The sequence below is a fragment of the Edaphobacter sp. genome (assembly GCF_035763405.1).
Taxonomy (GTDB): Bacteria; Acidobacteriota; Terriglobia; order Terriglobales; family Acidobacteriaceae; genus Edaphobacter.
The window spans coordinates 1-19,647 of sequence record NZ_DASUBE010000088.1; the positions used below are offsets into that span (position 1 = coordinate 1).

At 60.6% G+C, this 19,647-nt stretch carries 19 protein-coding genes and 2 tRNA genes; 6 read left to right on the forward strand and 15 right to left on the reverse strand.

The window, feature by feature from the left end:
• From VFU66_RS08985 to VFU66_RS09005, 5 genes are all read right to left on the reverse strand, one after another.
• Nucleotides 1-258, reverse strand: a 258-nt coding sequence (locus tag VFU66_RS08985) for a helix-turn-helix domain-containing protein (RefSeq protein WP_326445905.1), incomplete at its 3' end; no start/stop codon positions are given.
• 260 nt (nt 259-518) lie between these two features.
• Nucleotides 519-1,712: a sugar isomerase gene (locus VFU66_RS08990; RefSeq protein WP_326445906.1), complete on the reverse strand. Its 1,194-nt coding sequence runs from the start codon at nt 1,710-1,712 to the stop codon at nt 519-521.
• Nucleotides 1,713-1,823: 111 nt separating this feature from the next.
• The gene (locus VFU66_RS08995; RefSeq protein ID WP_326445907.1) at nt 1,824-2,495 is read right to left on the reverse strand and encodes a LutC/YkgG family protein; all 672 of its coding nucleotides are present in this window, start codon (nt 2,493-2,495) and stop codon (nt 1,824-1,826) included.
• On the reverse strand, nt 2,485-3,963 hold the full coding sequence (locus tag VFU66_RS09000; RefSeq protein ID WP_326445908.1) for a LutB/LldF family L-lactate oxidation iron-sulfur protein: 1,479 nt from the start codon (nt 3,961-3,963) through the stop codon (nt 2,485-2,487). Before VFU66_RS09000 ends, VFU66_RS08995 begins: the two co-directional genes overlap by 11 nt.
• Nucleotides 3,960-4,697, reverse strand: a complete 738-nt coding sequence (locus VFU66_RS09005) for a (Fe-S)-binding protein (RefSeq protein ID WP_326445963.1) — start codon at nt 4,695-4,697, stop codon at nt 3,960-3,962. Before VFU66_RS09005 ends, VFU66_RS09000 begins: the two co-directional genes overlap by 4 nt.
• A gap of 158 nt (nt 4,698-4,855) precedes the next feature.
• Here VFU66_RS09005 and VFU66_RS09010 point away from each other — a divergent pair, with 158 nt between their 5' ends.
• The gene (locus tag VFU66_RS09010) at nt 4,856-6,052 is read left to right on the forward strand and encodes an L-rhamnose/proton symporter RhaT (protein ID WP_326445909.1); all 1,197 of its coding nucleotides are present in this window, start codon (nt 4,856-4,858) and stop codon (nt 6,050-6,052) included.
• Between the two features lie 266 nt (nt 6,053-6,318).
• On the opposite strand, the gene VFU66_RS09015 is transcribed toward VFU66_RS09010, so the two are convergent.
• The 10 genes from VFU66_RS09015 to VFU66_RS09060 all read right to left on the reverse strand — a co-directional run bounded on the left by VFU66_RS09015 (nt 6,319) and on the right by VFU66_RS09060 (nt 13,413).
• Nucleotides 6,319-6,837, reverse strand: a complete 519-nt coding sequence (locus tag VFU66_RS09015) for a DinB family protein (RefSeq protein WP_326445910.1) — start codon at nt 6,835-6,837, stop codon at nt 6,319-6,321.
• 248 nt (nt 6,838-7,085) lie between these two features.
• Entirely contained in the window at nt 7,086-7,544 is a 459-nt protein-coding gene (locus VFU66_RS09020; RefSeq protein ID WP_326445911.1) for an SRPBCC family protein, read from the reverse strand.
• Between the two features lie 187 nt (nt 7,545-7,731).
• Entirely contained in the window at nt 7,732-8,097 is a 366-nt protein-coding gene (locus VFU66_RS09025) for an ArsR/SmtB family transcription factor (protein ID WP_326445912.1), read from the reverse strand.
• Nucleotides 8,098-8,185: 88 nt separating this feature from the next.
• Complete coding sequence (locus VFU66_RS09030) at nt 8,186-9,934, reverse strand: peptide-N4-asparagine amidase (RefSeq protein WP_326445913.1); 1,749 nt, start codon at nt 9,932-9,934, stop codon at nt 8,186-8,188.
• Nucleotides 9,935-10,419: 485 nt separating this feature from the next.
• Nucleotides 10,420-10,950: a bifunctional nuclease family protein gene (locus VFU66_RS09035; RefSeq protein ID WP_326445914.1), complete on the reverse strand. Its 531-nt coding sequence runs from the start codon at nt 10,948-10,950 to the stop codon at nt 10,420-10,422.
• A gap of 8 nt (nt 10,951-10,958) precedes the next feature.
• Nucleotides 10,959-12,332, reverse strand: a complete 1,374-nt coding sequence (miaB, locus tag VFU66_RS09040) for a tRNA (N6-isopentenyl adenosine(37)-C2)-methylthiotransferase MiaB (RefSeq protein WP_326445915.1) — start codon at nt 12,330-12,332, stop codon at nt 10,959-10,961.
• A 44-nt stretch (nt 12,333-12,376) separates the two neighbouring features.
• Nucleotides 12,377-12,453: transfer RNA gene (locus VFU66_RS09045), tRNA-Glu, on the reverse strand.
• Between the two features lie 48 nt (nt 12,454-12,501).
• Nucleotides 12,502-12,578: transfer RNA gene (locus VFU66_RS09050), tRNA-Glu, on the reverse strand.
• A 284-nt stretch (nt 12,579-12,862) separates the two neighbouring features.
• On the reverse strand, nt 12,863-13,138 hold the full coding sequence (locus VFU66_RS09055) for a DUF507 family protein (protein WP_326445916.1): 276 nt from the start codon (nt 13,136-13,138) through the stop codon (nt 12,863-12,865).
• The gene (locus VFU66_RS09060; protein ID WP_326445917.1) at nt 13,135-13,413 is read right to left on the reverse strand and encodes a DUF507 family protein; all 279 of its coding nucleotides are present in this window, start codon (nt 13,411-13,413) and stop codon (nt 13,135-13,137) included. The genes VFU66_RS09055 and VFU66_RS09060 overlap by 4 nt, the downstream gene beginning before the upstream one ends.
• An 88-nt stretch (nt 13,414-13,501) precedes the next feature.
• Here VFU66_RS09060 and VFU66_RS09065 point away from each other — a divergent pair, with 88 nt between their 5' ends.
• The 5 genes from VFU66_RS09065 (at nt 13,502) to VFU66_RS09085 (ending at nt 19,502) form a co-directional block, all read left to right on the forward strand.
• Entirely contained in the window at nt 13,502-13,966 is a 465-nt protein-coding gene (locus VFU66_RS09065) for a hypothetical protein (RefSeq protein ID WP_326445918.1), read from the forward strand.
• Nucleotides 13,944-15,806, forward strand: a complete 1,863-nt coding sequence (gene recJ / locus VFU66_RS09070; protein WP_326445919.1) for a single-stranded-DNA-specific exonuclease RecJ — start codon at nt 13,944-13,946, stop codon at nt 15,804-15,806. Before VFU66_RS09065 ends, recJ begins: the two co-directional genes overlap by 23 nt.
• 98 nt (nt 15,807-15,904) lie before the next feature.
• Nucleotides 15,905-17,143: an efflux RND transporter periplasmic adaptor subunit gene (locus tag VFU66_RS09075; protein WP_326445920.1), complete on the forward strand. Its 1,239-nt coding sequence runs from the start codon at nt 15,905-15,907 to the stop codon at nt 17,141-17,143.
• Complete coding sequence (locus VFU66_RS09080; protein WP_326445921.1) at nt 17,143-18,129, forward strand: tetratricopeptide repeat protein; 987 nt, start codon at nt 17,143-17,145, stop codon at nt 18,127-18,129. The genes VFU66_RS09075 and VFU66_RS09080 overlap by 1 nt, the downstream gene beginning before the upstream one ends.
• Nucleotides 18,130-18,182: 53 nt before the next feature.
• A complete protein-coding gene (locus VFU66_RS09085) occupies nt 18,183-19,502 on the forward strand; it encodes a TolC family protein (protein ID WP_326445922.1) in 1,320 nt (439 codons plus the stop codon).
• Nucleotides 19,503-19,647: the final 145 nt, after the last annotated feature.

Consider the following 19,647-nt stretch of genomic DNA (forward strand, 5'->3'; position numbering starts at 1 on the left):
CTGCGCCGCGAAGCCGAAGCGCATCTTCTTCGGCCGTGTCACCTGCCGGTAGAGTCCATCGGGCGACTGCGCCAGATACCCACGATGCACAAACGTCTTCAGCACGCGGTACACCGTCGTCTTCGAGATGCGCGTCTGGCGATGAATGGACTCCAGCGTCATCGGCTGGTTTTCGGCCTGCAAAAGCTCAAGAATATCCAGCGCCTTCGAGAGCACCGGAATCAGATACAACCTCTTTGTCGTTTTACGTGTCGCCATACTCTCCTGCGAGGACTAAGCACTCAGCCGCTCCATTATGCGACAAATGCCGCAGGTTTCGTTAATGAAATCTCGGAGGTGACAGAAAAGATAGGCACGAAGGCCAGTTCAGCACAGAAAATGCCGCAACCCGGAACACGGCACAATCCTGCCCACTCGAGAGAGAAACACGGTCATGCTGAGCGTAGCGAAGAGTCGCCGCATTTTGCTCGCGCGGCGTGGAACTCAGCGGTAACGGTAACAGCTACAACCCAGCGCGACTATGCGTAGCTCGAAACGCTCTGCGCGTTCCTGCTACCGCGTTCCCGCGTAATTCTCTCGACGTAGCCGCTCTCAGCCAGCGTCTTGAGCGGATCGGCAGGCAGCCCGCGCGCCTCACGCCACGCCCGCACTACGGGGCGCACGTCCTGCCAGAACGCGCCGCGGAAGCACTCCTCTGCCTCGACCAACCGGCACTCGGCCTGCAACTCCGCCAGCCGCACACGGTCCACCAGCGCAGCCCGTGCGTAGAGTTCCTGCGCTGTCACCACCGACTGCACCATCGCCTCCACCTTGCCCTTCAGGTTGTGGCTCTGGTCGATCATGAACGCGACGCCCGCCTGGTCGCTCGCCGACGAGCTCAGAATCTCGTGAAATATCCTGAACAACTGGTAAGGATCAATCGAACCCAGCGTCAGATCGTCATCGGCATATTTTCTGTCGTTGAAGTGGAAGCCGCCCAGCGCGCCGGCATGAAGCAACCACGCAACAATCTGCTCGATGTTCTGTCCCTGATAGTGGTGCCCGGTATCGACCAGCACCTTCGCCTTCGGCCCTGCCTTGCGCGCCAACTCGAGCGCCATGCCCCAGTCGGCGATGTCGGTATGGTAGAACGCAGGCTCGAACGGCTTGTATTCAACGAGCATCCGCTGGCCATCGCCCAGCGCCGCGTGCGTCGCCCCCAGCACCTCTTCCATCCAGCCAATCCGCTTGCGGATGCTCTGCGTGCCCGGATAGTTCGACCCATCCGCAATCCACATCGACACATCCTTGGACCCAAGCTCGCGCCCAATCTCCACCGAGTCCAGCAGATGGTCCAGCGATTTCTTGCGAATCTCCGAACTCGGATTGGCAATCGAACCGTATTTATATTCCGCATCCTGAAACAGGTTCGGATTGATCGACCCCGACTTCACACCGTACTTTTTTTCCAGCGCCTGGATCGCCGGAACGTCCGCCTTGCCACCCGGCAGGTCCCACAACACATGCAGCGCCACCGTGGGGCTCGCACCGGTCAGCTTGTTCACCTCCGAGGCATCGGCGAACTTCTCTTCAACCGTCGTCGCCGCTCCGCCCTGAATAAACTTGCCAAACCGCGTCCCTGTATTGGCGAAGCCCCATGACGGCACCTCGATCCGAAATCCATCCAGCGCCGCCCACACCTGCTCCGACTCACGCGCTCTGTCCGTCGCCATCACTCAACCCTTTCAATCGTTGAAACTCTTATTAGAAATATACTCTCTATTGAAATAATGCACAGACTCTACCACCTCAGCGGCATTTGTCAAAAGGATTTTTGCTGAACCTCACCCGGCAACGATAACATCCAGAAACCGCGGCCCATGGACGCCCTTGATCCGTGTCATCTCAATGTCCGCCGTAGCCGAAGGGCCTGAAAAAAAAGTCGTCGGCAGCCCGGACGTTTCCTCCAGCCGCGCCATTGCCTCGGGCACAGTCTCGACCACGTCCTCCACACGCACAACACAAAGATGATAGTCGGGCACCAGCGTCACCGCGCGCCTGCCCTGCCCCGCGACCCCCTGCAAAACCACCGTCCCGGTCTCGGCAATCGCCACCGTCGAGCCGGTCATCACGCCGTCGAACCCATCCAGTTCCAACGCCGCCATGCCGTGATCGACCACGAACTCGAAGCCTTCAGGCAGCCACTCCGCAGCCAGCCCTTCCGGCACCACCATCCGCCGCTTGCCGCGCCCGGCCAGCATCTTCGCCACCGTCGCGGCCACATCGCCTGCGCCCGTACGGACCACATGTGCGTCGTAATCCCTGATCCGGTCTTCGAGCAGATCCAGCACCGCCTCTGTGCTCCGTGAGCCCACCCGCCGATAGCCCCGCGCGAGCTTACCCCACTCCGCCTGAACCTCATCCGCATCCGGGCCTGTGCTGCGTCCTGTCGCCGCGCGAATCCGCCGCAGAACTTCCGCCTTCGCCGCTGAAGAAGCCGCCGTCTCACCTGCCATCGTTCCCTCGCTTCTCCCACCAATCACGAAACGTCTCCTTCGGCATCTCCTGCAGGTCGCGTACCTGGGTCCATCCGCCCAGCATTCCTGGTAGCCAGCCAATCCAACCGACGCCCTGCCCGTCCTTGCGCACCAACGGCAGTTCAGCCATGCGCCCCAGCCGCTGAGCCGCGCGGAATCGCCGCTCGCTCAGAAAGATCATCCCCATCATCTTCATCGCCAGCGCCTCGGCGCTCACGCCCTTCTGCTCGACGACCTTGTTCCGCAGGTGAATCAGCACCTCGGGGATATTGATCTTCACCGGGCACACCTCATAGCACGCCCCGCACAGCGACGAAGCATACGGCAGCGACTGCGCATGGTGCATCTCCTGCAACTGCGGCGTCAGGATCGCGCCAATCGGCCCCGCATACACCGAGCCGTAGGCATGTCCGCCCGTCTGCCGGTACACCGGACAAGCGTTCTGGCACGCGCCGCACCTCACGCAGTTCAGCGTCTGCCGCGCCTCTTCGTCGGCCAGTATCTCCGTTCGCGCATTGTCCATCAGCACCACATGAAACACCCGCGGCCCGTCTCCCACAGAAGCCGGTGCCCCATGTCCCGACTCTGGGGCATGGGTTCTATCCACCCCGGTCCAGATCGAGTTGTACGGATTCATCCGCTCGCCGGTCGCAGAACGCGGCACCAGTTGCAGCATCACCTCCAAGTCCTGATAACGCGGTAGTACTTTGTCGATCCCCGCGACCGTAATCAGCGTCTCAGGCAGCGTCAGACACATGCGGCCGTTGCCTTCACTCTCGATGATGCAGACACCGCCCGTCTCCGCAATCAGAAAATTCGCGCCGCTCACGCCCGTCTTCACACGCAGAAACTTCTCACGCAGAAACGTTCGCGCGGCGTCGGCCAAATCCTGCGGCCGCTCGCCCAGTTCAGCGAGCCCCATCTTCTGTTTGAATATCTCCCGAATCTGCTGCCTGTTCTTGTGCAGCGCCGGAACGACAATATGCGAAGGCTGGTCTTCCCCGAGCTGAATAATCAACTCCGCCAGGTCGGTCTCATACGCATGAATCCCCGCCGCCTCCAGCGCGCGGTTCAACTGAATCTCTTCCGTCGTCATCGATTTAATCTTGATGACCTCGTCCGAGCCCGACTCCTTCACCAGCCCGACAATAATCCGCCGCGCCTCCTCCGCATCGCGCGCCCAATGCACCACGCCGCCCGCGCGCGTGCAGTTGCGCTCAAACTCTTCGAGGTAATAGTCCAGGTTCTCCATCGTGTGCGAACGAACCTGCCGCCCGGCCTCGCGCAGTGCCTGCCAGTCGGGCATCTCGCCCACCACACGCGCGCGCTTGGCCTGAATCACCTCTGTTGCATGACGCACGTTCTTGCGAAGCTGCGCGTCGACCAGCATCGCCTTCGCCGCAATCGGAAACTCCGGCGCCGTCCGCGGATCAAGCGCCCCACTCATCGCCCCACCTCATCCCCCGCCAGAATCTCCGCCAGATGCATCGTCTTCACGCCCGTCCGCTGCCGATGCAGCCCACCCTGAATATGCATCAGGCAGCTATTGTCGCAGGCCGTGCAGACCTCCGCGCCCGTGTTCAAAACCGCCGTCGTCTTCTCCGCCAGCATCGCGCTCGAAACGTCCGCGTTCTTCACAGCAAATGTCCCGCCAAATCCGCAGCACTGCTCCAGCCCCTCCAGCGGGACAAGATCAATCCCCCGTACCGCCTTCAACAGGCGAAGAGGCCCGTCACCCAGCTCCAGATTACGCAGCCCGTGGCAGCTCGCGTGATACGTCACCCGATGCGGATAGTACGCCCCCACGTCTTCAATCCCGAGCCGCTTCGTCAAAAACTCCGAGAACTCGAACACGCGCGGCAGCAGCTCCTCGACCTCGGCAAGAAGCCGTTCATCCTTCAACTCCGCCGCCATCTTCGGATAGTGATCCCGCATCATCGCCACGCAGCTCGACGAAGGCACCACCACCGCCTCGGCCCCGCGAAACTGCTCGACAAACCGAGCCACCAGCGGCAGTGCCTCCGCCTGATAGCCCGTGTTCCAATGCATCTGCCCGCAGCAGGTCTGCCCCTTCGGAAACTCCACCGTATGGCCCAGCCGTTCGAGCACGCGCACGACGGCCTTGCCCGCCTCCGGAAACAGCGTGTCGTTATAACAGGTAATGAATAGCGCAACTCGCAGGACCGCCTCCCGATGCTCTTCTATAGTTTTATCAGTAAAAATATCATTTCACATTAAATCCAATAGAGAGCGTATTCCCCTAACGCAACCCCTTCAGGTACGATAGTCGCAGCCCTCTCTACGCGGCAACCATTATCATCGGATAAAAACGAGGTCACGTGGGAACCAATCCGTTTATCGGCGTCATCTACCACTGGATCGGCGGCTTCGCCTCCGCCACCAACTTCATCCCCTTCCGCGGCATCAAACGCTGGTCGTGGGAGATCTATTGGCTCGTCCAGGGCTTCGCCGCCTGGATCGTCGCGCCCATCGTCCTGGCTGCCATCTTCGTTCCGCATCCGTTCAGCATCCTGCACACCGCCTACGTCGCCGACCCCGGCAGTATCTGGTATCCCATCTTGTGGGGAATCCTGTGGGGCATGGGCGGCCTCACCTTTGGCCTCGCCATCCGCTACCTTGGCCTCGCCCTCGGGTACGCCATCGCGCTCGGCCTCTGCATGGTCTTCGGCACCATCGTGCCGCCTATTTACCACGGCGAGATGCACACCATCCTGCACGAAACCTCGGGCCAGGTCATCCTCCTCGGCGTGCTCATCTGCCTCATCGCCGTCGCAGTCAACGGTGCGGCCGGAGTCTCGAAAGAGCGCGAGGTCACGCCTGAAGAAAAAGCCGAAGCGGGCGAACTCGACTACAACTTCGGCAAAGGCATCGCCGTCGCCGTCTTCGCCGGCATTATGAGCAGCTTCTTCGCCTTCGGCCTCGACGCAGGCAAGCCCATCGGCGCCATCGCCAAAACCCAGCTTGAATCCACCGGACGCCTCGACCTCTGGCAGAACCTCCCCGTCCTCATCGTCGTCCTCTGGGGAGGCTTCCTCACCAACTTCGTCTGGTCCGTCGCCCTCATCATCAAGAACCGCTCCATCAGGCAGTACGCGGGCGAACCGGGCTTCAACCCCATGCGCGCCACCCACGCCACCGGAGAGACGCTCGTGGACTTCGACCCGACCGATCCCTCGACCTACGACCGCCTCGCCCCGCGCACGCTCGTCGCCAACTATATCTTCGCTGCGCTCGCCGGCGTCATCTGGTACTTCCAGTTCTTCTTCTATTCCATGGGCACCACCAAGATGGGCAAATACGACTTCTCTTCGTGGACGCTCCACATGGCGTCGATCATCATCTTCGCCACCCTTTGGGGCCTCGTCCTCAAGGAGTGGCGCGGAGCCAGCCTGCGCACGAAATCGCTCGTCACCGCAGGCCTGCTGCTGCTCGTCAGCTCAACCGTCGTCGTCGGCTACGGCAACTACCTCAAAGTCAACGAAAAACCAGCCGCCATCACCACCTCCGCGCGATAGCTTCATTCCAGACCGGGTGCCCCATCTTCGCGACAGCCTTATCGTCGCTAAGGTGGGGCCTCACCCATTCCGCAGTCTTTCGTATTTCCATTCCTCAGCCTTTTCGTATTTCCATTCCGCACCCTGAGCAAAGCCGAAGGGGAAGCAATCAGCTTTCCTCCACTCACCACGAACGTCCGGGTGCCCCATCCATGCACAGCTTCACCGTGCATGGATGGGGCATCCGTCGTCAGCCACTACATACTTCTCTCAAAAACTCTGCACGCTCACACCGGCTGAAGTTGCCGCTGCAGCGGAGACTGCTCATCAGCGCTCGGCCCCCAGCTCGACGGCACTGGAACTTCGAGCAACCGCAGGTACACGCAGAACTGGCCGCGGTGCTGGTACCAGTGGTTGAGCATGATGTTTCGCAGAAACGCACCACGTGGCATCGCTGCAACCTCCTGATCGCCCGCAACGACGCGCCAGGTTGCGTTCATGGCGGCGTCGCTGAAGCCGGGCAGCACCTCGCGCACCGTGGCGATGCTCTGGTCAAACGTGTCGAGAATTTCCCTGACGGTGGCGGGCTGGGGAAACTGGAAGTTCGGCACCGTAATCTGGTCCTGCTGCGCGCCGCGAACCACTTGTCCCGGCACCAGGGCCAGATGGTAGGCCAATTGCCCGGCGGTCATGGACTTGGAATGCGGCTTCCATGTGAACCTGTCGGCGGGAAGACGCTCGATGAACTTTCGCGTCACCGGTGCCTGCTCTTCAAACTCCGCGAGTAAAGATTTTGCGATCGACATGAGATTCTCCTTATCGGTTGAGCGCCCTTTGGGCTATCTGGAAATAAATTGGCGTAGAGGGAGCGACACCCATCGCGGGCCTCTTCGCGATGGATGGAAATCGAAACGCTCGCTCATCCGTTTTTGTTCTTCAACAACGACAACTGTTCGGGTGCACCATCCATCGCAGCTTCATCGCGATGGATGGGAAAGCGCGCAGCAGAGTGCTCCGCTCATGCGTAGTCTGACCGCGCATGAGCGGGAAGTCCCTACCTCGTGCCCTTCTTCTCCGCAGCCGTGCGAATCCTCGTCATCAAATCCGTCCAGCCGGTATTCACACCGCCGCTGATTGCCGGGTCCGGGAGCCACCCCATCGCGCGATGCACAAACTTCACCCGCGTCACACCGTTCTCTTCCGTCAGCCTGTACTGAAGGTTCGAGACGACCGGCATCGACATAAACAGGGGTCCGCTGATCTCCAGCAGCGCCGGAGCCTTGATGGCCTGCACCGCACCCCAGTAGTGCCCCGTGTTGTTGCCCAGGTCGCGGAACCATCGCCCGCCGGGCCATGCCTCCAGCACCATCGGCATTGGCTTGTCCGGCCCAGCCGAGTTCAGCGGCCCCATCTGCTCCAGAATCGTCTCAAAGACAATCCCAATCGGCGCCGCAATCTCCTCTTCCTTCACAATCTCAAACGTCTGCACCTGCTCCTGAACACTCGTCGTCATCGCTACTCCTTTTCCATCAGTTTTGATTACATTCCCATTCCGCGGCCCATTTTGCATTTCCATTCCGCAGTGAAGCGGAAGAATCTGCTTTCCATCAACGCGCCACCAAACCCCGGGTGCCCCATCTTCGCGACGGCTTGATCGTCGCGAAGGTGGAGTCGGACAGAAAATCGACACTCGGCCAACCTCACCGCTCCTCGCCCTTCGCATCCGAAACCAACCGCTCCAGCGCCTTCCGCTCCGCGCGCTCCTTGATCTGGCCCAACTGATGGGTCCAGTACTGCTCAAACACCTTTACCCAGTCATGCACCGGCTTCAGCTCCGCAGCATTCAGTTTGTACATGCGGTGTTGCCCCCGCTTGATCACCGAAACCACACCAACCTTCCGCAACACCCCCAGGTGCTTCGAGACCGCGGGCTGCGGCATCTTGAGCCGCACCACCACCTCGCCAACGGCATACTCGCGCCCATCGGCCAGCACGCCAATCACCTCACGCCGCCGAGGCTCCGCAATCGCGTTGAAGACATCTGTCGTTGTCGCTGCTCGTGCCATGGTCCAAATATATTCCCATATAAGCATATGTCAAGCGAAAAATAAGCCCGGCCAAAAAATCGACCGGGCTCCCTGGAATCTGTACAAATCACTGATCGTCGTGATCGTCACCCTGTCCGCAACTCTGGCCGTCCACAACAGAGGTCAGCTTCTGCGCGGCGGCCGTAATGGTGCGGCTGTAGCAATGGCCCCGCGAATCCCTGGCCTTGTACGTCGAGCTTGTCTGACTGCCCGAAGGCCCCAGAAACGTGCCGCTTGCATTAAAGCCCAGTGTGTCGGTCGAGTTCACCGCATCGCTCACCTTGCTCTCAAAGTAGCGATCTCCGTTGAAGCTCTTCACCAGCTTCAGGTGGTCTTCCTGGTCCACCGTCGTCTTCTGGCTCGCGCTTCCATCCGCCGCGACGACATACGAGAAGTCAATCGTCAGCGGATAGCTCCTGTGCTCCTCCGTCGTTCTGGTAAAGAATGCGTCTCGCGTCCTCACCCGTGTGCGGATGTCCGTCGTCTGCACCGCGTTCTGAATATCGGTCGTCGGGCCTACCTCGAACTGCTGATTGCTGGAGAAGTTCACCGTCTGGTCCACGGTCGTCTCCACGTGCCCATGCGACGTATTCACATAGCCGCGAATGGTGAAGCTGCGATCGGAAGTCACCAGCACATTGCCCGTAAAGGTCGGGCCCGCGCCGGTCGAGATGTTCTCCGCCACCGCAGGCGCGGGAGCCGCCCCCAGCGTATTGCTTAACACGCCGCCCGTCACATGCAACGCCTGGTGATCGGTGTAGACCAGCAGGTTGGCCGTCGCCAGAAAATAGCTGTTCGCATTGAATACGCCAATCGAGATCGTGTGCGTGCCCCCATCCGCAAGCAGTCCGGCAAACGGAGTCAGGTCCACCCGATACGGCTTGAAGTCCAACGTCTGCACGCCCGGAATCGGTTCCCACAGATATGGGTCGATTCCGCCCGTATAGATCCACGGGTACACCGGCGCAACTCCCGCAGGCTGCCCGTCAATGTAGATCTCCGTCTCGCGGAATGAGGTGGCTCCGCAGCTCTCTAGATTGTTTGACTGGTCGCTCGGCACGCAGAAATACCAGAACTCATCGTTCGACTGGCTCTGTGCAATCACGTCCAGCATCACACGCTCCACGTTTGTCGGCAGGTTCAGCGTCTGCGAAATTCTCGCCGAGGTTGTGCTCAGCGTACCGGCATCGCCTCCGCCGCCATTCACCGGCACCACCACGTCCGGCACACGGGGGGCCGCATCGTCATGCGAAGCAGGATAAAACTCCAGCGCCGCGTTCGCGTAGATGATGCCGTCATAAGTCACACCGCCCGAAACGCCCACAAAATTCCCGATGTTCGCCTCCCCCGTCTGGGCGGACCGAAAGACCGCGCTCAGGTCCGTTACATCGCGCTCCACATGCCACGAAGGGCTCAGCACCTTGCGCGGCTCCGCCGTCGTTCCGTAGTAAATATTCGCGTGTCCCAGGTAGAACGCAGCCGTCCTGTCGAACTGCCTGCCCGCAGTGACTGTAAAGTCCGCCGTGAAGACCACCTTCGCCCACGGCCCAGGACACGCCGCCGGCGGCGCATAGTTCATGACCTTGGGAGTGAAATCAGCAAACGCCTGGTTCTGGAGCAGTGGCACAATGCACGGCTGCGTATGCGGACGTGGCACCAGAGGCTCCGCTGTCGCGGGATTCGAGGACCCGACTTGCGGGGTTGAGGGCACAATCACAACCTGAGCGCACAAGACGCCGGTTGAGGCAAAGACCAGACCTGCCGCCGAAGCAGCAAGCCAGTTCCGTCGGAGACGCGAAGCGAATGTAGTCAACATAGGGGAGGCATCCTTTCAAGATGGATACGGGGCCGATCAACTGACTGGTCCGGAAAAAGCACACCCTATATACACGAGAAACTGCACAAATGTGAACTAATTTTATTTAAATAATCAAAATATTGAAGATTCTGCTTGACTTCGCGTGTCAATGCCCTTGAAAGGCTCGACTCCCATAACTGTCACATAACACAAGGGATAGACACCATCCCGGTTTGGCGGGTTAGTTTTGGATGATTCGGTAGACTTAACTTAGGAGCCTCAAAACATACGTCATCTCGACCGGAGGTGGCGCTTTTAGCCGCCGTAGTCTTTTAGCCGCCATAGTGGAGAGATCCCCCGTATTTCTCATCCTTCAGGGTCCATCCATCCGTTCTCACGCAACTCTTCAGTCGGGCCGCTGAAGTGCACCGAAGTCCGCAGGGAGGTCCGGACCTAAGTCCAATGTTTGAAGGACTTTGAGTACTTAACCAGGGGAGGGGGGGTCACATCTTGTAGCGGCCCATCTCGTCGTCGTTCAGGTTCTCGAGCCACTTCTTCATCTCGTCCGAGCTGGCCGACTGGTTCCCGCTGACGGCGAGTTTTGAGTTCTCCAGCACGGTCCGATTCACGTAGATCGGACAGTCCCAGCGCAGCGCCAGAGCGATGGCGTCCGAAGGCCGGGCGTCCAGAGCCACCGTCTCGCCGCCCTGTTCCATCCAGATGACCGCATAGAAAGTATCGTCCCGCAGCTCCGAGACCACGACCTTGCGAACCGTAGCATTCAGCCCGCGAGCCATGTTCTGCAGCAGGTCATGCGTCATCGGACGCGGCGGAGCCGTCTTCTCCAGTTCCAGCGCAATCGCATTCGCCTCGAAGATCCCGACCCAGATCGGCAGCACGAGGTCGCTGGCAACGTCCTTGAGCACGATGATCGGCATGTTCGTGACCGGGTCCATCATCAGGCCGCGAATCTGCATCTCGACCTCGTCGGGAGCAGCAGTTTGAGCTTCGGAATGGATCGCGGTCGTGGACATGCTGCCTGCTAGTTTAATACGACGAAGTCCGGCGTGCGTTGGACAGGAAGGAAAGGTACTGCTCCCGAGTCCGCTTCGCCAACCAGCGAGTTCGGAAGCGTCTGCGTAATCCGCACATCGAGATAGCTGCCGACCGGAGGCACGGCAGCCAGCGCGGCTGTGGTGAAGTTGACCGTCTTATTCTGCGAGCTGCGACCCGTCACCTGATGACGAGCCTCGTTCGCGCCCTCGACCATCACCTCGACCACCTGGCCGAGATGGCGCGCGTAGTGCTCCCGCTGAATCTCGCGCTGCCGGTCGTTCAGGATGCGCAGCCGCTCCGACTTCACGACGTCAGGAATGCTGTCTGCCATGTGAATCGCCGGAGTGTTCGGACGCGGAGAGAACTTGAACGCGAAGATGCTGTCGTACTTCACTGTGTCGATGAGCGTGATGGTCTGCTCGAAGTCCGCGTCCGTCTCGCCCGGAAAGCCGACGATCATGTCGCTGGTAATCGAGATGTCGCGCGCGGCCCCGTGAATCCAGCTCATCCGCTCCAGATACCAGTCGCGTGTGTACTCGCGCGACATCGCATGAAGCACCGCGCTCGACCCCGACTGCACCGGCAGATGGATGTGATCGCAGAGCGTCGGCGTCGCGTCAATGGCCTCGACAATATCGCGGGTGAAGTCGCGCGGATGCGAGGTCGTGAAGCGCACGCGGCGAATGCCGCCGATGCTGCCGACGGCGGTCAGCAGCTCGGCAAACGACATGCGGCCCGAAGGATCGCGCCACGAATTCACGTTCTGACCGAGTAGCTGAACGTCCGTGTAGCCAAGGTCGGCCATGCGCCGCGCCTCGACCAGCACCGAAGCCGAAGTGCGCGACCGCTCCTTGCCGCGCGTGTACGGAACCACGCAGTAAGCACAAAATTTGTCGCAGCCTTCGATGATGGTGATGTAGCCGCGATGAGGATTCGAGCGGACGGTAAATTCGGTGTCGAAGGTCTGGTCCGTCTGCCTGTCGTCGAGACCGGTGATGCGCGTCTCACCCGCCTCCAGCCGTTCGATCATCTGCGGCAGGTTGCGATACGACGCCGATCCGGCGACCAGCGAGACGTAGGGAGCCTTCTCGAAGATGCGCTCGCCTTCCTGCTGCGCCACGCAGCCCAGAACGGCGAACTTCTTGCCCTCGCCCTGGAGGCGCTTGTACTCATTCAGCCGATGAAAGACCTTCTGCTCCGCCTTATCGCGGATGGAGCAGGTGTTATAGAGAATGAGCCCCGCCTCCGCCTCGTCCTCGACGCGGGTGTAGCCCTCGTGCTCCAGCGTGCCGATGACTTTTTCCGAGTCATGCGCGTTCATCTGGCAGCCGAAGGTCTCGATGTAAAAGGTCTTGCTCACAAGTCAAGTATAGACGCTGGAGCAGATAAGTTTTTACGAGGATTTGGTAGCGCCACCGGGGCTCGAACCCGGACTCTCAGCCTTGAAAGGGCCGCGTGTTAACCAGTTACACCATGGCGCCGCGTGCTCGTTGTTTCAACTATAAGCGATGCGAGGAAGGGAGCAGATTTGGTAGCGTTACCGGGGCTCGAACCCGGACTCTTCGCCTTGAGAGGGCGACGTGTTAACCAGTTACACCATAACGCCATCGAGGTGGGACGTTCTCTGCTGCGATGTGTTGAGTATAGCAGATTTTTGTTGCGATGCTGTGGGTTCCCGGTGTGGAGAAAAGCGGATTCCTTCCCCCTTCGGCTTCGCTCGGGGTATGGGATGGAAATGCAAGAAGAACAGGCGATGACGGAGGCCGGCTGGTTGGATTTTGTACTTTCCCACCCATCGCAGAAGCGCAATGGACGGGGCACCCGAGCTGGTCGGCTCTACCTGCAAAATGCGGGGATTCTTCGCTGCGCTCAGAATGACGAATGAAAAGGCTAGAGGCCGAGCTTTTTGACTTCGTCGTTGTAGTACTTGCGGTAGAGGATGTCCCACTCCTGCGAGCCTTCGACGATGATCTTGCGCTGCGAGGCGATCTTGAGCCGGGCTGCGGCGTCAAGTTTCGTCTCTTCAAGGAGCAGCTTTTCGAGCGCCTTGCGGGCTTCCTGACGGATGGTGTTGCGGTCTTCGCGGAACTCGCACTCGTCGATCTCAGCGAGCGTATCGGCGACCGTGTGGGCGAGCTTGTTCAGTTTGTCGCGGGAGATCCTCATAGCACCGCCTTGTACTTGCGGGCGAGTTCCATCTTCACCTTCTTGAACATCTCCGGATAGCTGGCGCCGGTTTTGCGCATGTCGTCCTGGAAGGCTTCGAGGATGACGCGGACCTCGTCGTTGATGCGGTCTTCGAGGGAGAGTTCATCGATCATGGCGGCGGCCACGCGCTCGTTGAGGACCACGGGCTTGTCCGTATGGATCATCTTCTCGGCGACCAGGTGCTTGACCGTCTGGCGCGCCAGGTATCCGACGTAATCTTTAGAGAAAATCATGGACTTTATTTTGAATATATCATGCTGATTTTCCGTGCTCCCGAGCCGCCGTGCAGCGCACACGCCTTTCTGAGACAATAGGAAACCGATGCATCCTGACAACCTGATCTCGCTCAAAGACGACATGGTGGCGTTTATCGCCGGCCATGGAATGCGCCGCCTGCCTGCCTATATCAGCGACGAGGTGCCCACCGTGGTGTATGAAGACGAGAGCCCCGACGGATGGAAGGACTTCGTGGAACACGCCAAAGCGGCGGGCGCTCCGTTTGTGGTGATGAACGAGGTTGTGCTGAAGAAGGCGGACCTGGCCCTCGTGATGGAACATCTCCATGAAGAAGATCTTCCTCCGGCAATCGCAGAGGAGTTGGAAGATGCGCAGTACCTGGTAAACCATGTGGGGAAGATCGGGTATCTACAGCTCGGGTTTGCGCACCAGGGCATGATGTTTACGTTCGATGTGGCGACGGAGTGGTATGACAACTTCCAGAACCTGCTCGATACCGTAACGGACATGCACGGCTTGATGCTGGATGACTTCGACAGGGACGAGTAGGACGCGGATGCTCTCCGCGGCGACTGGCCCTGCACCCTGGACGCTCCCGGCATTGGATACTGCCGTGGTGGAACGACTGGCGGATGCGCTTGGATGTCCGCGTGCGGTTGCAGAGTTGCTGGTGCAACGAGGCATGACGGAGTCGGAAGCGGCGCGGACGTTTCTGAATCCCACCATCGACGATCTTCACGATCCGATGCTGATGCTCGGGATGGATGTCGCAGTGGCGCGGATTCAGCGGGCCGTTGCGGCGGGCGAGCCGATCCTCATCTATGGCGACTACGACGTGGACGGGACGACGGCCACAGTGTTGCTGAAGACCGCAATCGAGCGCACGGCTGCGAAAGACCGGCCCGCGAAGGTGAGCTATCACGTGCCGCATCGCCTGCGCGAAGGCTACGGGATGCAGACGCATGTGTTGGGCGACGCGGCCAGTGCGGGGATTCGGCTGGTCATCAGCGTGGATACAGGCATTCGCGCGTTCGCTGCAGCGGCCGAGGCGAAGACTCTGGGGATGGACCTGATCGTCACCGATCATCATCTGCCGGACGGAGCGAAAGGCGTGCCGGAGGCGGTTGCGGTGCTGAATCCGGCGCAAGAGGAGTGCGGGTATCCGTTTAAGGAGCTGTGCGGAGCGGCGGTGGCGTTCAAGCTGGCCCATGCGCTGCTGCGTGCGGCGGCGGAGACGGCCGAGGAACAGACAAAGCTACGGGAGCGCATGGTCCCTTCGCTGCTGAAGCTGGTGGCGATTGCGACGATTGCCGACTCGGTGCCGCTGGTAGGTGAGAACCGGGTGATTGCCGCGCTGGGGCTACGGGAGTTGCGCAACCCGGTGCAGCCGGGGCTGCGTGCGCTGATGGAGGTGGCACGGATTCCGCCGGATCGCTCGCCAACGGCGACTGAGGTCGGATTTCGGATTGGTCCGCGCATCAATGCGGCGGGCCGGATGGATATTGCCAGCGATGTGGTGGAGCTGTTTCTGACGCGCGAGCAGGCACGTGCAAAGGAGCTTGCCGAAAAGCTGGACCGTCTGAACGAGGAGCGGCGCGCGACCGAGGCAAAGGCGCTGGAGGCAATTGACGAACAACTGAAGCAGATGCGCGGCGAGGATGACGAGTTTCCGCCAGAGTGCCTGGTGCTGGACGATGTGGACTGGCACCGCGGCGTGCTGGGCATTCTGGCTTCGCGCGTGGTGGAACGCACGGGACGTCCGGCGCTGGTGCTGACGCACGAAGATGGACAGGCGCACGGCTCGGGGCGTTCGATCGCCGGGTTTCATCTGCTGAATGCGCTGACGACGGTCCACGGGGACTTCGAGCGTCCCGGAGACCTGGTGACGGGCGCGCTGTTTACGCGCTTCGGCGGGCACGCTCATGCAGTTGGCTTTTCGCTGCCCACAGAACGAGTTGAGTTGTTGCGTGAAAGGATGCGGGACTACGGGCTTCCGCTTGCGGAGGGAGCCTCGACCGCGATGCCGCTGGAGTGTGATGCCGAAGCTCCATTCAGCGAACTGACCGAGCGGCTGCTGGAGTGGATGGAGCGGTGCGGGCCCTTCGGCGTGGGCAACCGCGAGCCTGTCTTTGCGACGCGAGAGGTAACGCTGGCTGCGCCCGTTCGCATCATCAAGGAGAAGCATGTATGTCTTGAACTCCAGGAACAGGGCAGGCACGAGCGGTTCAATGCACTGGGCTGGAGCCGCCGCGTGAACTGGCCTGCACGCTGTGCGGAGCTTGGCCTGGAGCGCGGTTCGAGCGTGAGCGTCGCCTACAGACTGAGGGCAAAGACGGACCCACAGTTTCCAGGGCTGGAGCTGGAACTGGTCGATCTGCAACTGACGTAGTCAACGGCCATAAGACCTGCGGGTAACTACCTGGCTGCGTCAACTTTCTGCTTCATTTTCAGTGCAGGGTCATCTTATATACTGAACTATCGACCTGAATGCCGACGACCGAGACAAGACGCCTGAATCCTATCCTGCTGTGGGGCATCTTTCTCGCAGTCATTGTGCTGGTATTTATTACCGTGCGGGTGTTTACGCGCGAGACGGTCGAAGTGCGGGTCGCGCCAGTAAGCCGCGAGAACCTGGTTGCCTCGGTTTCAACGAACGGCAAAGTGGAGCCGATTGAGGAGTTTCAGGCCCACGCTCCGGGACCCGGGGTGGTAGCCAAGGTGTACGTGCAGGTGGGGCAGAAGGTCAAGGCAGGCGAGTTGCTCCTGACGCTGAAGGACGCGGATGCTGCTGCTCGCGTTGCTACTGCAAACGCGGCGCTCAGCTCCGCCGAGGCCGCCATGCACAATATGCAGCAGGGCGGATCGCAGGCTGAGCGGCTCAGCTTGGCCTCGGATATGGATCGGGCGAAGCTCCAGCAGACGCAGGCGAGCCGGAACCTGACCGCGCTCGAAGAGTTGGAGAAGACTGGAGCAGCTTCTGCCGGCGAAGTTGCAGCCGCCAGGGAGCGATTGCAGTCTGCCACCAGCTCGATAGAGAACCTTCGGTTGCGCGAAACACACAGCTACAGCCCCGCCGACCAGGCCCGCGTGCGTGCGCAGTTGAACAACGCCAAAGCGGAAGTCACTGCCGCGCAGAGCGCGTATGCGAGCAACAATGTCCGCGCACCGTTTGCCGGCACCGTGTATTCCGTCCCCGTCTCTGCTTACGATTTTGTCCCTGCGGGAGAAGACCTGCTGGACCTCGCGGACCTGAATAAGATTCAAGTCCGCGCCTACTTCGATGAGCCCGAGATTGGCAAGCTGGCGGTCGGACAGGCGGTGAAGATCGAGTGGGCCGCGAAACCTCTACAGGTATGGCACGGCCATATCAGCATCGCGCCGACGACGGTCATCACCTACGGCACGCGCAACGTGGGCGAGTGCCTGATTACGGTGGACGATGCGCGCGGCGATCTGCTGCCAAATACAAATGTTACCGTCACCGTCACGACATCCCAGCGATTCAACGTGCTGAGCGTTCCGCGCGAGGCGCTGCATACCGACGGTGGCAATTTCGTCTTCCGCGTCGTGAACGGCAAGCTTGTTCGCACGCCGGTCGTGGTAGGTGTTGTCAACCTGACGCGCGTCGAGATCGTCAGCGGCCTGACAGAAAAAGATACCGTTGCGCTGAGCACCACCAACAATAGTGAGCTGACCAACGGCCTCGCGGTCAAGGCGATTGAGTGATGTCCATTTCCGTGCGGCTGACCAGAGTCCGGCTTCTCGTTTTATGTGCGTTCTTCAGCGCGGCGCAATCTTTCGCTGGTGGAAACGCGGGCAATGCTCAGGCGAATGCGCTCTTACAGCAGGGCAAGGTGGACCAGGCAAGGGTGGTGCTGGAACAGACGCTGGCCGGACAGCCAGACGATGCGTGGGCCCATTCGCTGCTCTGCCGCGTCTACTACGCGCAGGACATGGCCGACGCCGCCGTCAATGAATGTGAGAAGGCAGTCGCCTATGCTCCTAATGACAGCGAAACCCAGCTATGGATGGGACGCGCCTATGGGATGAAGGCCGAACGCGCAAATCCGCTGGTCGCCTTCGCGCTTGCGCGGAAAGTCCACGCCTCATTCGAACGCGCGCTGGAACTTGACCCGAATAATGTTCACGCGATGAGCGACCTGGGCGAGTTCTATGTCGAGGCACCCGGCATTGTGGGCGGTGGCATGGACAAGGCACAGAACCTGGCACGTCGCATCGAGTCGCACTTCCCTGCCCAGTCGCACCGCGTGCTGGCCATGATTGCCGAAAAGCGCAACGACAACGCCACGGCAGAGGCCGAGTTCAAGGCTGCGGCCCAGTCTGCCAGAACGCCCGAGGCTTATGTCGATCTGGGACACTTCTACCAGCGGCATCACCAGCCCGACAAGGCGCTTGCGCCGCTACAGGCAGCGATTGACGCCGACCACAGCCGAGATGCCGCGCTGGTGGATGCGGCCAGTATCCTGACCGCCGCAAACCGCTCTCCCGACCTGGCTGAGAACGTCTTGCGCGAGTATCTCTCTTCGCCCTCCAAGTCGGAGGCGGCACCTGCCTTCAAGGTACATGTACAGCTTGGCAAGCTGCTGGCCAGCCGTGGCGATGCGGCCGGAGCGCGCCGGGAGTACGCCGCCGCACTGGCGCTGGCATCGAACTATACGCCTGCCCGCAAGGCCCTCCAGGGAGCCTCATGAAGCGGTATAACACTATGTTCGCCGGCCGCCTTCGTGGACCCTTTTCCCGAGCCGTGCTGCTCTCTCTGATTGCGTGCGGCGCGTGGACACTTGCGGCTGCACCTGCCGTGGCGCAGATCTCCTTTACGACAGCCATCGATCTGGCCCTAAAGAACAATCCTAAAGTTCTGGCCGCCGAAGCAGCCGCAGCCAAGGCTCAGGCCGCGCTTCAAGGCTCGAAGGATGTTTATATCCCTTCGCTGGTGGGCGGCTCAGGACTGGGCTACTCCTACGGTTTTCCTGTCGGTCAACCTTCCATCTTCAACTTTACGTCGCAGTCTCTGCTCTTCAATTTTTCGCAACGGGACTACGTACGTGCGGCACGCGCAGCGCTCGATGCGGCGAATCTCGCCTTGAAGGATGCGCGTGAAGCAGTGGCTGAAGACACCGCGATTACATACATTGCGCTGGACCGCGACACGGCGCGCGAAGCGGCTCTCGATGATCAGTCCGGGTATGCGAAGCACCTGGTGGAGATCGTGCAGGAGCGGCTGGATGCGGGTCAGGACACGGCCATTGGGCTGACCATGGCGCGACTGACCGCGGCACGCATCAGGCTGGCGAAGCTGCACGCAGGCGACGATGCAGAGACCGACCTGGAGCATTTGGCCCACCTGACCGGGCTTCCCGCGCGAGGATTGAGCATTGTGGGTAGCAGCATTCCGGTGATTGCCGCACCGGTTGATCCCACCTCTGCCCAAGCTTCCTCGACCAGCCCGGCGGTCGATGCGGCCTATGCCACGGCCCATGCCAAGAGCCTGATTGCCTTTGGCGATGCGCGTTACCTGTGGCGGCCGCAGATATTCTTCGCGGCCCAGTACAACCGCTATACGAAGTACAACAACTACGACCTGTACTATAAAAACTTTCAGCACAACAACGCCGGGATCGGAGTTGAGATTCAGTTGCCCATCTTCGATGCGGCGCGGCGGGCGAAGGCGCGCGAGTCTGCCGCCGACGCCGTGCGGGCCCAGTACGAAGCCGATGAAGCACGTGACCAGTTTCTGGAGGGGCGCAAAAAGCTGGAGCACACGACGGCTGAACTAGCCGCACAGGCCGAGGTGGCAACGCTGGATCAGCAGCTTGCACAGCAGCAACTGGATGCCATGCTGGTGCAGTTGAAGTCGGGCACAGGAAATCCCAATGGGCCGCAGATGACTCCGAAGGACGCGGAGCTTTCGCGGATTGCGGAACGGGAGAAGTTTCTTGCGGTGCTGGATGCGAAGTTCCAGATGCGCCAGGCAGAGATCAACCTGATGCGCCAGACGGGCGAACTGGAGACGTGGCTGAAGTCGGTCGCCGCGGCGCAAGCCAGCGTCCCCGCCTCGGATTAGTCTTGGTCTCGCATTGGCTGAACACGCGAAGCTGATCCCGTTTCCCACAAAGGCCCCTGTTTCCACAGGGGATGGCAGGCGCCTGGACGACGCCGAACCATGAGCGGAACCCGCAGAAAAGCCACCGGGCAAGCACCTCTGAATG

Bases quoted from the DNA above. Each gene is read 5' to 3' on its own strand.
- VFU66_RS08990 (WP_326445906.1), bottom strand. From the start codon at position 1,712: ATGGCGACGGACAGAGCGCGTGAGTCGGAGCAGGTGTGGGCGGCGCTG.
- VFU66_RS08995 (WP_326445907.1), bottom strand. From the start codon at position 2,495: ATGGCAGGTGAGACGGCGGCTTCTTCAGCGGCGAAGGCGGAAGTTCTG.
- VFU66_RS09000 (WP_326445908.1), bottom strand. From the start codon at position 3,963: ATGAGTGGGGCGCTTGATCCGCGGACGGCGCCGGAGTTTCCGATTGCG.
- VFU66_RS09015 (WP_326445910.1), bottom strand. From the start codon at position 6,837: ATGTCGATCGCAAAATCTTTACTCGCGGAGTTTGAAGAGCAGGCACCG.
- VFU66_RS09020 (WP_326445911.1), bottom strand. From the start codon at position 7,544: ATGACGACGAGTGTTCAGGAGCAGGTGCAGACGTTTGAGATTGTGAAG.
- VFU66_RS09025 (WP_326445912.1), bottom strand. From the start codon at position 8,097: ATGGCACGAGCAGCGACAACGACAGATGTCTTCAACGCGATTGCGGAG.
- VFU66_RS09030 (WP_326445913.1), bottom strand. From the start codon at position 9,934: ATGTTGACTACATTCGCTTCGCGTCTCCGACGGAACTGGCTTGCTGCT.
- VFU66_RS09035 (WP_326445914.1), bottom strand. From the start codon at position 10,950: ATGTCCACGACCGCGATCCATTCCGAAGCTCAAACTGCTGCTCCCGAC.
- VFU66_RS09055 (WP_326445916.1), bottom strand. From the start codon at position 13,138: ATGAGGATCTCCCGCGACAAACTGAACAAGCTCGCCCACACGGTCGCC.
- VFU66_RS09060 (WP_326445917.1), bottom strand. From the start codon at position 13,413: ATGATTTTCTCTAAAGATTACGTCGGATACCTGGCGCGCCAGACGGTC.
- VFU66_RS09065 (WP_326445918.1), top strand. From the start codon at position 13,502: ATGCATCCTGACAACCTGATCTCGCTCAAAGACGACATGGTGGCGTTT.
- recJ (WP_326445919.1), top strand. From the start codon at position 13,944: ATGACTTCGACAGGGACGAGTAGGACGCGGATGCTCTCCGCGGCGACT.
- VFU66_RS09075 (WP_326445920.1), top strand. From the start codon at position 15,905: ATGCCGACGACCGAGACAAGACGCCTGAATCCTATCCTGCTGTGGGGC.
- VFU66_RS09080 (WP_326445921.1), top strand. From the start codon at position 17,143: ATGTCCATTTCCGTGCGGCTGACCAGAGTCCGGCTTCTCGTTTTATGT.